A 13,238-nucleotide genomic window follows, 5' to 3' on the forward strand; every position below is an offset into this window, starting at 1 on the left:
TCCGCCGCCATGATCCGACTACAGAACCTTACTCTACAGCGTGGTCCCCAGCGTCTGCTCGAAAGCGCTGAACTGACCCTGCATCCCGGCCAGAAAGCCGGTCTGATCGGTGCCAATGGCGCCGGTAAATCCAGTCTCTTCGCCCTGCTGCGCGGGCAGCTCGGGGCCGATGCCGGCGATTGCCACATCCCGGCGGCCTGGCGCATCGCCCACATGCGCCAGGAGGTGGATACCCTGGAGCGGCTGGCGGTGGACTATGTGCTGGACGGCGACATCGACCTGCGCCGCATCCAGCGCGAACTGGCGGCAGCCGAAGCGGCCCAGGACGGCAACGCCCTTGGCCGGCTGCATGCCGACTTCGAGGCCGCCGACGGCTATACCGCCGATGCCCGGGCCCGCAAGCTGCTCGCCGGTCTGGGCTTTACCGCCGCGCAGATGGAGCGCCAGGTCGGCGACTTCTCCGGTGGCTGGCGGATGCGCCTCAACCTGGCCCAGGCGCTGATGTGCCCCTCGGACCTGCTGCTGCTCGACGAACCCACCAACCACCTGGATCTGGACGCCATCCTCTGGCTGGAAGACTGGCTCAAAGGCTATCCCGGCACCCTGATCCTGATCTCCCACGACCGCGACTTCCTCGATGCCGTGGTCGATCATGTGGTGCACCTGGATCAGCAGAAACTCGTGCTCTATCGCGGCGGCTACTCCAGCTTCGAGCGTACTCGCGCCGAGCGCCTGGCGCAGCAGCAGCAGGCCTACGACAAGCAGCAGGCCCAGCGCGCCCACATGGAGAAGTACATCGCCCGCTTCAAGGCCCAGGCCACCAAGGCCCGTCAGGCACAGAGCCGGATCAAGGCCCTGGAACGCTTGGAAGAGCTGGCGCCGGCCCATGTCGATTCGCCCTTCGAATTCGTCTTCCGCGAGGCGGACAAGCTGTCCAGTCCGTTGCTCGACCTGGCCGAAGGCCGACTCGGCTACGGCGAGACCACCATCCTGCACCCGGTCAAGCTGCAGCTGACGCCAGGCGCCCGCATCGGCCTGCTCGGCCCCAACGGCGCCGGCAAGTCGACCCTGATCAAGACCCTGGCCGCCGAACTCGAACCCCTCGGCGGCCGGCTGCAGCGCGGCGAGAACCTGGCCATTGGCTACTTCGCCCAGCACCAGCTCGATTCGCTGGACGCCAAGGCCAGTCCCCTGCTGCACCTGCAACGCATCGCCCCCGGCGAGCGCGAACAGAGCCTGCGCGACTTCCTCGGCGGCTTCGATTTCCGCGGTCCGCGCTGCGACGAGGCGGTGCTGAATTTCTCTGGTGGCGAGAAGGCGCGCCTGGCCCTGGCGCTGATCGCCTGGCAGAAGCCCAATCTGCTGCTGCTGGACGAACCCACCAACCACCTGGACCTGGACATGCGCCTGGCCCTGACCCTGGCCCTGCAGGAATTCGCCGGGGCGGTGCTGGTGGTCTCCCACGATCGTCATCTGCTCAAGAGCACCACCGACGAATTCCTGCTGGTGGCCGATGGCAAGGTGCAGGCCTTCGACGGCGATCTGGACGACTACAGCCGCTGGCTGGTGGACTTCCGCGCCCGCCAGGAGCCGGGCCTCGCCGCCGGTGAGGGCGCCGCGGTCGACAAGACCGATCGCAAGGCCCAGCGCCAGGCCGCTGCCGCCCTGCGCCAGCAGCTGGCACCGCTGAAGAAGGCCGCCGACAAGCTGGAAGCCGAGCTGGGCAAGCTGCAGGAAAGGCTCGCCGCCCTGGAAGCCCGTCTGGGTGACAGCGGCCTCTATGACGCCGCGCGCAAGGAAGAACTGCGCCAGGCGCTGGCCGACCAGGCCGCGGCCAAGACCCGCGAAGCCGAGCTGGAAGAGCAGTGGCTGGAGGCCCTGGAACGGCTGGAAAGCCTGCAAGCCGAACTCGAGGGGGCCTGATGACCGAGTGGCTGCACACCTGGCTGCCGGGGTGGGGCGACTACCTGCTGGTGGCCGGCCAGGTCGCCCTGGTACTGCTGATCGGCTATGTGCTGCAGCGCATCGTGGCCCGCGCCGTCACCGGCCTGGGCGAACGCTATCCGCTGCCGCCGCAGATCGTACTCGGCCTGCGCGGCACCCTGCGCTGGCTGATCATGGGCAGTGCCATCCTCATGGCCCTGGAGCGCTTCGGGGTGTCCGCAGCGGTGCTCTGGACGGCCATTTCCGGTTTCGTCGCCGTGGCCGCGGTGGCCTTCTTCGCCATCTGGAGCGTGCTCTCCAACCTGTTCTGCGCGGTGCTGATCTTTACCGTCGGCCCCTTCCGCCTGGGCGATCGCATCGAGGTGCTGGACGCCTCGGACAAACCCGGCATCAAGGGCCGGGTGGTGGCGATCAACATGCTCTTCGTGACCCTGCAGGAACTGGACGACAACCAGGAAGGCGCCCTGGTGCAGATTCCCAACACCCAGTTCTTCCAGAAGTCGGTCCGTCGCTGGCGCGATGCCGACGGCTCCTTCGATTTCCATCTCGACAGGTGAACCCATGAGTCTGCAGGTCTGGACCGGTTTCTTCATTGCCTGCTGGATGATCAGTCTCTCGCCCGGAGCCGGGGCGATCGCCTCCATGAGCGCCGGCGTGACCCTGGGCTTCCGCCGCGGCTACTGGACGGCCATCGGTCTGCAGCTGGGACTGGCGCTGCAGATCGCCATCGTTGCCGTGGGCGTCGGCGCCCTACTGGCGACCTCGCAGCTGGCCTTCACCCTGATCAAGTGGTTCGGTGTGGCCTATCTCGCCTACCTGGCGCTCCGCCAGTGGCGCGCGGCGCCCATGGATCTGGGTGAACAGGTGGTCGGCGAGCGTCTGCCACCGCGGATCGGCGCCCTGGTCATGCGCGGTTTCCTGGTCAACGTCAGCAATCCCAAGGCGCTGATCTTCATGCTCGCGGTGCTGCCGCAATTCGTCGATCCCCATGCGCCCCTGACCGCGCAGTACCTGATCATCGGGGCGACCATGGTCAGTGTCGACCTGATCGTGATGGCGGGCTACACCGGGCTGGCTGCCCGGGTGCTGACCCTGCTGCGCACCCCGCGCCAGCAGCGCATCACCAACCGGGTATTCGCCAGCCTGTTCCTCGCGGCGGCCGCGTTGCTGTCCACGGTGCGCCGCGCCGCGGTCTGAAGCCGGGGCTACCAGACCACCGACTGCCCCTGCCAATCCCAGAAACTGCCGGTCTCGGCCGGCGTACGGGCGGCCAGCACCGCCAGCAGGCGCTCTGCCGCGTAGGCGGGCGTGAACAGCTTGTCCGCCGGCACCCGCGCCTGGAAGGGCCGGGACAACGCCGTGTCCGTGGTGCCGGGATGCAGGGCCAGCACGCAGCTCTGGGGATTGAGCCGGGTCAGCTCGATGCTGGCGCAGCGCAGCCCCTGATTCAGCGCCGCCTTGGCCATCCGATAGCCATACCAGCCACCCAGCTGGTTGTCGCCGATGGAGCCGACCCGCGCTGACAGCGCCGCGATCTGACAGGGATGCTGGCCCTTGAGCAGTGGCGTCAGCTGGCGGATCAGCAGCAGCGGCAGCACGGCATTGGCCAGATAGCTTTCCAGCAGCCCGGCCTGATCCACCTGCGCCAGACTCTTCTCGGCGCGCGCCCGTTCGCCCTGCAGCAGCCCCGAGGCGCACAGCAGCAGATCCAGGCGGGGCGTCTCGTCCGCCAGCCGGGCTGCCAGATCGGTAGTGGTCAGCGGATCGACGTCGAGGCGGCGCAGGCGTGGGCCATGCTGCCGCTCCAGCGCGGCCAGGCCGTCATGCGTGTCGGCGTGGCGCGCGCAGGCCCAGACCCGCGCGACGTCATCGCGTGCCAGCAGCTGTTCGCACAGGGCCAGGCCGAGGCCGCCGGTGGCGCCATACACCAGGGCCTGGGCGGGCTGCGCCAGGCGTTGCCAGAAAGTCATGGGGGACTCCAGTCAGGTCGCTATCCCTGTCCGACCGCGCCGCTGCGCTGGGGTGCGCCGGCGTAGCGCGGTATCCTGGGCTTTTGCCGGAGAAATTCCCGTGATCCTGTGGATCGATGCCGATGCCTGTCCACGCGCCGCCAAGGAGCTGGTCTGCAAGTTCGCTCTCAAGCGCAAGCTGGAGGTGGTGCTGGTGGCGGGGCAGCCGCAGATCAAGCCGCCCTTCGCCTGTGTCCGCTTGGTGGTGGTCCCCAGTGGCCCCGACGCCGCCGACGACCACCTGGTCGAGCAGGCTCAGCCGGGTGACCTGGTGATCTGCAGCGACATTCCCCTGGCCGATCGGCTGGTTAAGAAGGGCGTGGCCGCGCTGGATCCGCGTGGTCAGGAATTCGACGAGCGCAACATGGGGCAGCGGCTGGCCATGCGCAATCTGATGACCGATCTGCGCGACCAGGGACAGATGGGCGGGGGCCAGGCCGGCTACGGCGAGCGTGATCGCCAGGCCTTCGCCAACGCCCTGGACCGGCTGATCACCCGCCTCCAGCGCAGCGCCGCCGGCTAGGGCGGCCTGCTAGGCGGGCACGGCGGCGAGGGCGGGTTGCTGCAGCCAGGTACGCAGCTGCGGCAACGGCATGGGCCGGCCGAACAGATAGCCCTGCATGAAGTTGCAGCCGTTGGCCTGCAGGAACTGGCGTTGCTCGCTGGTTTCCACCCCCTCGGCGACCACATTGAGGCCCAGCTTGTGCGCCATGGCGATGATCGCCGCGGCGATGGCCATGTCGTTGCTCTGCTTGGGGATGGTGCGGACGAAGGCGCGATCGACCTTGAGCGAATCCACCGGCAGCCGGCTCAGGTAGGCCAGCGACGAGTAGCCACTGCCGAAATCGTCGATGGATACCCGCACGCCCAGGGTCCGGATCTCGCCGAGCACCTCGACCGCCACGTTGAGGCTGTGCATCAAGGCGTTCTCGGTCACCTCGAGAATCAGCGCCGAGGCCGGCAGATCTTCGGCCTGCAGCGCCCGGGCGATGGACTGGGGCAGGAGGCGATCGCTCAGATTGAGCGCCGAGCAATTCACCGAGACGCGCAGAGCCGCGTGACCTTCGCGGTGCAGCTGGGCGAGGTCCGCGCAGGCCTGGCGCATGACCCAGCCATCCAGGTCGGCGATCAACCCGGTTTCCTCGGCGACGCGGACGAAGCGCTCGGGACTCAGCGGACCCAGGACCGGATGCTGCCAGCGGACCAGGGCTTCCAGGGCCACCGGCGCACCGGCGGGGTCGACGATGGGTTGGTAGGCCACGTGCAGGCCGCCCTGGGCTAGAGCCTGGCGCAGGTCCATCTCCAGGCTCAGCAGGTCGTCGGCGTCGCGCTGGAGTTCGGTGGTGAATCTCTGGCTGCGATTGCGCCCGCTGCGCTTGCAATGGCCGACCGCGAGGCCAGCGCTGCGCAGCAGCTGGCCGGCGTTGGCGCCGTCCTGGGGATAGTGGGCGATGCCCAGGCTGAAGGTCATGGCAATGCGCTGCCCGGCCAGCTCGAAGGGCGGTCGCAACTGCTCCAGCAGGCGCATGGCCAGGGGCTGGCTGTCGCCGCGCTGGCCGAGCGGCAGCAGCAGGCTGAACTCGTCGCCGGCATAGCGGGCCAGCGGCAGGTCGTCATCGAGCACCGCGCGGATCCGCTGCGCCATCTGGATCAGCAGTTCATCGCCAAGGGCATGGCCGAGGCTGTCGTTGATGCGCTTGAAGTGATCGATGTCCAGCATCAGCAGGGCGAACTGCTCACCGGTGCGCGCCTGGCCGATGGCCCGATCGACGGTCTGGATGAAGCTGCCGCCATTGAGCAGGTGGGTGAGGGGATCGTGCAGGGTGATCTGGTCGAGGGTGGTCGAGACCCGCTCCAGCCGCAGGCGCTGGGCATTGAAGCGTTCGCCGGCCCAGGCGGCGAGCAGGCCGACCATGATGATGAACAGGGTGCCGAGGGCGATGCCCATGCCCAGTTCCAGGTGCTGATTGGCTTCCGCCAGGCCGCCGGGTTCGAAACCGATAGGCACGGCGAGGGTGAGGGCGGCCATGCCGGTGAAGTGCATGGAGACGATGGCGAAACCCAGGACCAGACTGCCCAGCAGGCGCAGCCAGAAGGTCCTGAGGCCGGTCCTGCCGCGCAGGCGGAAGGCCAGCAGCAGCGCGCCCAGGGAGGCGAGGCTGGCGACCACCACCGAAACCACCACCAGCAGGGGATCATAGAGCTGCACGGCCACCGACTGCATGGCCAGCATGCCGGTGTAGTGCATGGTCGCGATGCCCAGGCCGGCGGCGAGGGCGGCGAGCCCGTATTGCGGTGCGGTCAGGGACTCGCGCCCGATCAGGTGCATGACCGTATAGGACACGGCGATGGCGATCAGCAGCGAGGCCAGGGTCTGCAGGGGCGCATAGTGCACATGGATGCCGATCTTGAACGACAGCATGGCGAGGAAGTGCATCGACCAGATGCCCCCGCCCAGGGCGACGGCACCGATCAGCTTGGCCAGCTCGCTGCCGCGGCGGGAGCGACTGTTGGTCACCCAGTCGGCCATGGCCAGGGCGGTGTAGCCGGCGGCGCTGGCGATCAGGTACGACAGGACCACGAGCAGACTTTCGTACTCGTTGGCAGCCAGGATCTGATGGCCGGGAGGCAGCAGGGTGGAGAAGTTCAGCATGCTCAATCGCCAGCGTGCACACGAGGTTTTTGGAGGGGTTGCTGCTCAGGGCATCGGCAGCAGCAGCCGGGCCTTTAATCCATTCGATGGACGTAGCGGGTGAGGAGCTGCCCGGCCGTCAGGCTTTGGGCGTGCGGCTGCGACGCCACAGCCAGAGCAACAGACCGATCACCACGAGGCCGCCCAGCACCATCAATTCATACCGCTTGAGATTGCCCAGCACCCCTTCGAGGACGGCGCCGAAGTGATAGGCGGCATAACCCAGCACCGTGGCCCAGACGATGGCACCGATGCCGTTGAGGATCAGATAGCGCGCCGGCGGATAGCCCGACAGGCCGATCGCCACCGGCATCACCGTGCGCAGGCCGTAGACGAAGCGAAAGCTCAGTACCCAGAGGTCCGGATGGCGCCGGATGTGCGCCAGCGCCTTTTCGCCGGCGGCTTCCCACTTGGGTTTGCGCGCCAGCAGCTTGCGCCCGTGGCGCCGGCCGAGGAAGTACCAGAGCTGATCGCCGGCGTAGCTGCCGCAGAAGGCGACCAGGATGACGGTCTGGATGTTCATGTAGTCGCGGAAGGCCAGGAAGCCGGCCAATACCAGAATGGTTTCGCCCTCGAAAAAGGTGCCGAGAAAAAGGGCGAAATAGCCGAAATCATGGAGGAATTGTTGGAGCATTCGGCGCTACACGAGATGAATAAAGATGGCGCAGCCTACCCCGGTTGGCGTCTGGAAAGAAAGTGTGACGGACTTCCGTCCGCCGGGCGCCAGACGGTCAGGCAGGGATTTCGCTGCGACCCTGTGTCACGCCGGGTCCAGCCGGCGTCTGCCTTGGATAGGACCTATAGGCACTCCATATTGTCATCTGCTGTTACCAATCGGTCATGATTGTGGCCTATAACCCATCACACTGACCCGTGATCCGGGTCTGGGAGTCGATCGTGAGTTTTACCCCCATCAACCGTAGCTACCCTGCCACTCGCATGCGCCGTCAGCGCCGCGACGAGTTTTCCCGTCGCCTGATGCGCGAGCATGTGCTGACGGTGGATGACCTGATCCTGCCGGTATTCGTGCTCGATGGCGAAGGCCGCCGCGAGGCGATCCCCTCGATGCCCGGCGTCGAGCGGCTGTCCATCGACCTGCTGCTGGAAGAGGCCGCCGAGCTGGTGGCGCTGGGAATTCCCGCGGTCGCCCTGTTCCCGGTCACCCCCACCGAGCGCAAGTCGCTGGACGGCGCCGAGGCCTACAACCCGGACGGGATCGCCCAGCGCGCCACCCGCGCCCTGCGCGAGCATTTCCCCGAGCTGGGGGTGATCACCGACGTGGCCCTGGATCCCTTCACCACCCACGGCCAGGACGGCATCCTCGACGAGCGCGGCTACGTGCTCAACGACGTCTCGGTCGAGGTGCTGGTCAAGCAGGCGCTGTCCCATGCCGCTGCCGGGGCCCAGGTGATCGCCCCCTCGGACATGATGGACGGTCGCATCGGCGCCATCCGCGCGGCCCTGGAAGACGCCGGTTATCACAACGTGCAGATCATGGCCTACTCGGCCAAGTACGCCAGCGCCTACTATGGGCCGTTCCGCGACGCCGTCGGCTCGGCCGCCAATCTGGGCAAGGGCAACAAGGCCACCTACCAGATGGATCCGGGCAACAGCGACGAGGCGCTGCACGAGATCGCCGGCGACCTGGCCGAGGGCGCCGACTCGGTGATGGTCAAGCCGGGCATGCCCTACCTGGACATCGTCCGCCGGGTCCGCGAGGAATTCCGCGTGCCGACCTTCGTGTACCAGGTGAGCGGCGAGTACGCCATGCACATGGCCGCGATCCAGAACGGCTGGCTGTCCGACGCCGTCATCCTCGAATCGCTCTTGGCCTTCAAGCGCGCCGGGGCCAACGGCATCCTCACCTATTTCGCCAAACGCGCCGCCCAACAACTTCGCCAGGGGCCTTCGCGTTCCTAAGGAGCTTCAATGAGTAGCCAGGGTTTCGTCGAAACCGATCTGCAACAGCCCGTCACCGCCGAGTCCCTGGAGACCGCGGAAGAGACATTGGCGCTGGACGCCGAAGTACCGGCACCCGCCGCCGAGGCGCCGGCCGCGCCCAGCGTGCCGGCGGCCAACGTGGACGACAGCAGCCTCTACATCCATCGCGAGCTGTCGCAGCTGCAGTTCAACATCCGGGTGCTGGAACAGGCCCTCGACGAATCCTATCCGCTGCTCGAGCGGCTCAAGTACCTGCTGATCTTTTCCAGCAACCTGGACGAATTCTTCGAGATCCGCGTGGCGGGTCTGAAGAAGCAGATCACCTTCGCCCGCGAGCAGGCCGGCGCCGACGGCCTGCTGCCGCACCAGGCGCTGGCGCGCATTAGCGACATCGTCCACGGCCAGGTGGAGCGGCAGTACGCCATCCTCAACGACGTGCTCCTGCCGGCCCTGGCCGAGCAGCAGATCCGCTTCATCCGCCGGCGTTACTGGGACGTCAAGATCAAGGCCTGGGTGCGCAAGTTCTTCCGCGACGAGATCGCGCCCATCATCACCCCCATCGGCCTGGATCCGACCCACCCCTTTCCGCTGCTGGTGAACAAGAGCCTCAACTTCATCGTCGAGCTGGAGGGCATGGACGCCTTCGGCCGCGACTCGGGTCTGGCCATCATCCCGGCGCCGCGCCTGCTGCCGCGGATCATCCGGGTGCCGGAGGAGGTCGCCGGACCCGGCGACAACTATGTCTTCCTGTCCTCGATGATCCACGCCCATGCCGATGACCTCTTCCCCGGCATGAAGGTCAAGGGCTGCTTCCAGTTCCGCCTGACCCGTAACGCCGATCTCTCGGTGGACACCGAGGACGTCGAAGACCTGGCCCGCGCCCTGCGCGGCGAGCTGTTCTCGCGGCGCTACGGCGATGCGGTGCGGCTCGAGGTGGTGGACATCTGCCCGAAACACCTCACCGACTACCTGCTCAAGCAATTCGGTCTGGGCGACAGCGAGCTGTACAAGGTCAATGGTCCGGTCAACCTGACCCGGCTGTTCTCCATCACCGGGCTGGATAGCCACCCGGAGCTGCAGAACGCGCCCTTCACCCCGACCATTCCCAAGCTGCTGCAGAAGAAGGACAACCTCTTCAACGTGCTGGGCAAGCTCGATGTGCTGCTGCTGCACCCCTTCGAGTCCTTTACCCCGGTGATCGACCTGATGCGCCAGGCCGCCAAGGACCCCAACGTCCTGGCGATTAAGCAGACGCTCTACCGCAGCGGCGCGAACTCGGAGATCGTCGACGCCCTGGTGGATGCGGCGCGCAGCGGCAAGGAGGTGACCGCGGTCATCGAATTGCGCGCGCGCTTCGACGAGGAATCCAACCTGCAGCTGGCCAGCCGCCTGCAGCAGGCCGGCGCCGTGGTCATCTATGGCGTGGTGGGCTTCAAGACCCACGCCAAGATGATGCTGATCCTGCGTCGCGAGAATGGCGAGCTGCGCCGCTATGCCCACCTGGGCACCGGCAACTACCACGCCGGCAACGCCAAGCTGTACACCGACTACAGCCTGCTGACCGCCGACGTGGCCCTGACCGAGGACGTGCACAAGCTGTTCAACCAGCTGATCGGCATGGGCAAGACCCTGCGCATGAAGAAGCTGCTGCACGCGCCCTTCACCCTGAAGAAGAACCTGCTGGAGATGATCAACCGCGAAGCGGTGGCGGCCAGCGAAGGGCGGCCGGCGCAGATCATGGCCAAGGTCAACGGCCTCACCGATCCCAAGGTCATCCGCGCCCTCTACAAGGCCAGCCAGGCCGGGGTGAAGATCGACCTGGTGGTGCGCGGCATGTGCTGCCTGCGGCCAGGCGTACCAGGCGTGTCCCACAACATCCAGGTGCGCTCCATCATCGGTCGCTTCCTGGAGCACAGCCGCATTTACTACTTCCTCAACGGTGGTGACGAGAAGCTCTATCTCTCCAGCGCCGACTGGATGGAGCGCAACCTCGACATGCGCGTCGAGACCTGCTTCCCGGTGGAAGGCAAGAAGCTCATCAGCCGGGTCAAGAAGGAGCTGGAAGGCTACCTCACCGACAACACCCAGGCCTGGGTGCTGCAGGAAGACGGCAGCTACATCCGCCAATCGCCCACCGGCAACCAGAATGCCCGCAGCGTGCAGGCGACGCTCTTGGAGCGGTTGGCCAGTCCGGTGGTGAATACCCGCTGAGGGGCGGCGGGCCTGCGCCTTTCGCGGCGTAGGTCTGGCCTCCGTAGGGAAGGATCCTAGGTTGGGCTGAGCGCCAGCGAAGCCCAACGTTGCGGGGCTTCAACTGTGCACGTTGTGCGTATGGGTGCCCTAGCTGATTATCGTGTTTTGCTGATGGCCCTTGTTTCGCCTGGCCGGCGACTCACTTTTCTTTGCTTGCGGATCGCCGCCCGGCGCAAAGAAAGTAAGCAAAAGAAAGCACACCCCACGTTTCGGCCCTCCGCTGCGCTCCGGGTGATTCGCTTCGCTCACCCTTCGGGCCAGCCTACGGCTGTTACTCCGCTTCGCTACGTTTCCCTCGCTCCGGCGCCGTGGCAGGGGCACGGCACGAAGGGGCTTCCTGCCCCTCGCGCCTTGCTCGGCGTCCTGCCTCGCAACCCCAGCCACGACACCGGAACTCGGCCTCACTGACGGGGACGGGGCGCAAGCCTGATGCCTGGGTGTTCACAGGTTTGTAGCGTGGAAAACCGCGCAGCGTTTTCCACTGACGCGTAACACCGATCCCTGTGGACAAGGCTTTGCCGTTGTCCACGCTACGGGTTATTCAACTAACACTTTCAGGCTGGCGAATCGCCCCGTTCAGGAGGGCGAACGCCGGTGTCTTGTAGGCCGACCCCGGAACGGCGCTGGCGTGAGCGTACCTGGAGCGAGGCGGAAGGCCGGATGTCCGGGGCAAGCGTTTTTGCTTACTTTTTTCCGGGACGCGTAGTCGCGTTTGAAAAAAGTGAGTCGCCGGGTGGGCGAAACAAGAAACATCAGCAAAGCTCGATGAGCAGCTAGGGCACTCACAAAACCTAAGGTGCAGAGTTGCACACGCAACAGTTGGGCTTCGCTAGCGCTCAACCCAACCTACGAAAAATCCCCTCAGCGTACGCTCAACTTGTATCCCACCCGCTCCAACCACTGGGCTTCCAGTTCGAAGTCGGCCTGGGTCAGGGGGTTTTCCGCCAGCCAGCCATCGGGGAATTGCACATCGAGGCTACGCTCGCCAGCGCTGAGCTGCACATCCGGAATACTCTTGTGGCGGATGTGGTGGAAAAGGATGGCGAAGCGCAGCAGCAAGGTCAGGCGCAGCAGCGGCTCGCCTTCCGGGCCCAGCTCCTGCAGGCGCTCCAGCGGAATGTTGCGGCGATGACCACGCACCAATAGTGCCAGGGCCTGCTGATCGCGGCGGGAGAAGCCGGGCAGGTCCGAGTGCTCGATCAGGTAAGCACCGTGCTTGTGGTACTGGTAGTGGGCGATGTCCAGGCCCACGCCGTGCAGGCGCGCGGCCCAGCGCAGCAGTTCGGCATGGTTCTCGTCGGTCAGGGCCCAGGCCTCGGCGACCTGTGCCAGGGACTTCAGGGCGCGCTTTTCCACCCGCTCGGCATGGCGCTGGTCGACGTGGTAGCGCTCGGCCAGGGCGTTGAGGGTGCGCTCGCGGACGTCTTCGTGGCTGTGCCGGCCGATCATGTCGTAGAGCACCCCTTCGCGCAGGGCGCCTTCGGAGAGATGCATCTCCTGCAGTTCCAGTGCCTTGAACAGGGCTTCGAGGATGGCCAGGCCGCCTGGCAGGATGGCGCGTCGATCCGGCTTCACGCCGTCGATGTTGAGCAGGTTGATGTCACCCTGCTTGAGCAGCTTGCGCTTGAGCCATTCGATGCCGTCCGGGGTGATCTCGCCATTGCCGCGGCCGGCGGCCTGGATCGCTAGGGCCACCGCACGGATGGTGCCGGAGGCGCCGAGGGCCTGGTGCCAGCCCATCTCCCGCAGCCCCTGGTCGATGTTCATCAGTTCCAGGCGGGCGGCGGTATAGGCGCGGGCGTACTGGGCGGCGGTGATCTTGCCGTCGGCGAAGAATCTCTTGGTGAAGCTGACGCAGCCCATCTGCAGACTCTCGCGCTGCAGGGTCTCGAAGCGCTGACCGATGATGAATTCGGTACTGCCGCCGCCGATGTCGGTCACCAGGCGGCGTCCGGGCACATCGGGCATGGAGTGGGACACGCCCAGGTAGATGAGACGGGCCTCTTCGCGACCGGAGATGACCTCGACCGCATGGCCGAGCACGGCTTCGGCGCGCTGGATGAATTCGGCGCGGTTGCGCGCCTCGCGCAGGGCGTTGGTGCCCACCACCCGCACGGCGCCGCGCGGCATGCCGGCGATCAGCTGGGCGAAGCGGCGCAGGCAGTCCAGGCCCCGCTGGATGGCCTCTTCGCTGAGCAGGCGCGACTCGTCCAGACCGGCGGCCAGCTGGATCTTTTCGCCCAACCGCTCAAGGATGCGGATTTCCCCGTGGGAATGGCGCGCCCGGACGATGTGAAAGCTGTTCGAGCCCAGGTCGATCGCGGCAATCAGTTCGTGGGGTTCGGCTGGCGAAGGCTGCATCTGGAGGCTCTCGGCGATAAACCGCGCCATCGTGCCAG

At 66.5% G+C, this 13,238-nt stretch carries 10 protein-coding genes; 6 read left to right on the forward strand and 4 right to left on the reverse strand.

All coding sequences use genetic code 11. From position 1 onward, the window contains the following. Positions 1-9: 9 nt before the first annotated feature. The 3 genes from POR01S_RS09205 to POR01S_RS09215 are packed head-to-tail and all read left to right on the forward strand — an operon-like array spanning position 10 to position 3,141. Positions 10-1,923 (forward strand): ATP-binding cassette domain-containing protein, encoded by a 1,914-nt coding sequence (locus tag POR01S_RS09205; protein WP_007161361.1) that lies wholly within the window; start codon positions 10-12, stop codon positions 1,921-1,923. Further along, the gene (locus tag POR01S_RS09210) at positions 1,923-2,501 is read left to right on the forward strand and encodes a mechanosensitive ion channel family protein (protein ID WP_027598178.1); all 579 of its coding nucleotides are present in this window, start codon (positions 1,923-1,925) and stop codon (positions 2,499-2,501) included. Before POR01S_RS09205 ends, POR01S_RS09210 begins: the two co-directional genes overlap by 1 nt. A 4-nt stretch (positions 2,502-2,505) precedes the next feature. Beyond that, complete coding sequence (locus POR01S_RS09215; RefSeq protein WP_027600338.1) at positions 2,506-3,141, forward strand: LysE family transporter; 636 nt, start codon at positions 2,506-2,508, stop codon at positions 3,139-3,141. Positions 3,142-3,149: 8 nt separating this feature from the next. Here POR01S_RS09215 and POR01S_RS09220 read toward each other — a convergent pair whose 3' ends face one another. After that, positions 3,150-3,914: an SDR family NAD(P)-dependent oxidoreductase gene (locus POR01S_RS09220; RefSeq protein ID WP_042135289.1), complete on the reverse strand. Its 765-nt coding sequence runs from the start codon at positions 3,912-3,914 to the stop codon at positions 3,150-3,152. Between the two features lie 100 nt (positions 3,915-4,014). Here POR01S_RS09220 and POR01S_RS09225 point away from each other — a divergent pair, with 100 nt between their 5' ends. Further along, a complete protein-coding gene (locus tag POR01S_RS09225; protein ID WP_017639406.1) occupies positions 4,015-4,476 on the forward strand; it encodes a YaiI/YqxD family protein in 462 nt (153 codons plus the stop codon). 9 nt (positions 4,477-4,485) lie between these two features. Here POR01S_RS09225 and POR01S_RS09230 read toward each other — a convergent pair whose 3' ends face one another. Further along, the gene (locus POR01S_RS09230; RefSeq protein ID WP_081875192.1) at positions 4,486-6,606 is read right to left on the reverse strand and encodes a putative bifunctional diguanylate cyclase/phosphodiesterase; all 2,121 of its coding nucleotides are present in this window, start codon (positions 6,604-6,606) and stop codon (positions 4,486-4,488) included. Between the two features lie 118 nt (positions 6,607-6,724). Continuing rightward, positions 6,725-7,279 carry a DedA family protein gene (locus POR01S_RS09235; RefSeq protein WP_027598182.1) on the reverse strand — a complete coding sequence of 185 codons (555 nt, stop codon included), beginning with the start codon at positions 7,277-7,279 and terminating at the stop codon, positions 6,725-6,727. A gap of 263 nt (positions 7,280-7,542) precedes the next feature. Between POR01S_RS09235 and hemB the strand changes: the two genes are divergently transcribed. Together hemB and ppk1 are read left to right on the forward strand one after the other, a co-directional pair. Continuing rightward, positions 7,543-8,565, forward strand: a complete 1,023-nt coding sequence (hemB, locus tag POR01S_RS09240; protein WP_007161353.1) for a porphobilinogen synthase — start codon at positions 7,543-7,545, stop codon at positions 8,563-8,565. 9 nt (positions 8,566-8,574) lie between these two features. After that, entirely contained in the window at positions 8,575-10,797 is a 2,223-nt protein-coding gene (gene ppk1, locus POR01S_RS09245) for a polyphosphate kinase 1 (RefSeq protein WP_007161352.1), read from the forward strand. A 903-nt stretch (positions 10,798-11,700) separates the two neighbouring features. Here ppk1 and ppx read toward each other — a convergent pair. After that, the gene (ppx, locus tag POR01S_RS09250) at positions 11,701-13,200 is read right to left on the reverse strand and encodes an exopolyphosphatase (protein WP_042135464.1); all 1,500 of its coding nucleotides are present in this window, start codon (positions 13,198-13,200) and stop codon (positions 11,701-11,703) included. Positions 13,201-13,238 lie beyond the last annotated feature (38 nt).

Origin of the sequence: Pseudomonas oryzihabitans NBRC 102199 (assembly GCF_000730625.1) — a bacterium.
Lineage (GTDB): Bacteria > Pseudomonadota > Gammaproteobacteria > Pseudomonadales > Pseudomonadaceae > Chryseomonas > Chryseomonas oryzihabitans.

Coding starts and splice junctions, on each gene's coding strand:
- POR01S_RS09220 (WP_042135289.1), bottom strand. CDS start 3,914: ATGACTTTCTGGCAACGCCTGGCGCAGCCCGCCCAGGCCCTGGTGTAT.
- POR01S_RS09230 (WP_081875192.1), bottom strand. CDS start 6,606: ATGCTGAACTTCTCCACCCTGCTGCCTCCCGGCCATCAGATCCTGGCT.
- ppx (WP_042135464.1), bottom strand. CDS start 13,200: ATGCAGCCTTCGCCAGCCGAACCCCACGAACTGATTGCCGCGATCGAC.
- POR01S_RS09215 (WP_027600338.1), top strand. CDS start 2,506: ATGAGTCTGCAGGTCTGGACCGGTTTCTTCATTGCCTGCTGGATGATC.
- POR01S_RS09235 (WP_027598182.1), bottom strand. CDS start 7,279: ATGCTCCAACAATTCCTCCATGATTTCGGCTATTTCGCCCTTTTTCTC.
- ppk1 (WP_007161352.1), top strand. CDS start 8,575: ATGAGTAGCCAGGGTTTCGTCGAAACCGATCTGCAACAGCCCGTCACC.
- POR01S_RS09205 (WP_007161361.1), top strand. CDS start 10: ATGATCCGACTACAGAACCTTACTCTACAGCGTGGTCCCCAGCGTCTG.
- POR01S_RS09210 (WP_027598178.1), top strand. CDS start 1,923: ATGACCGAGTGGCTGCACACCTGGCTGCCGGGGTGGGGCGACTACCTG.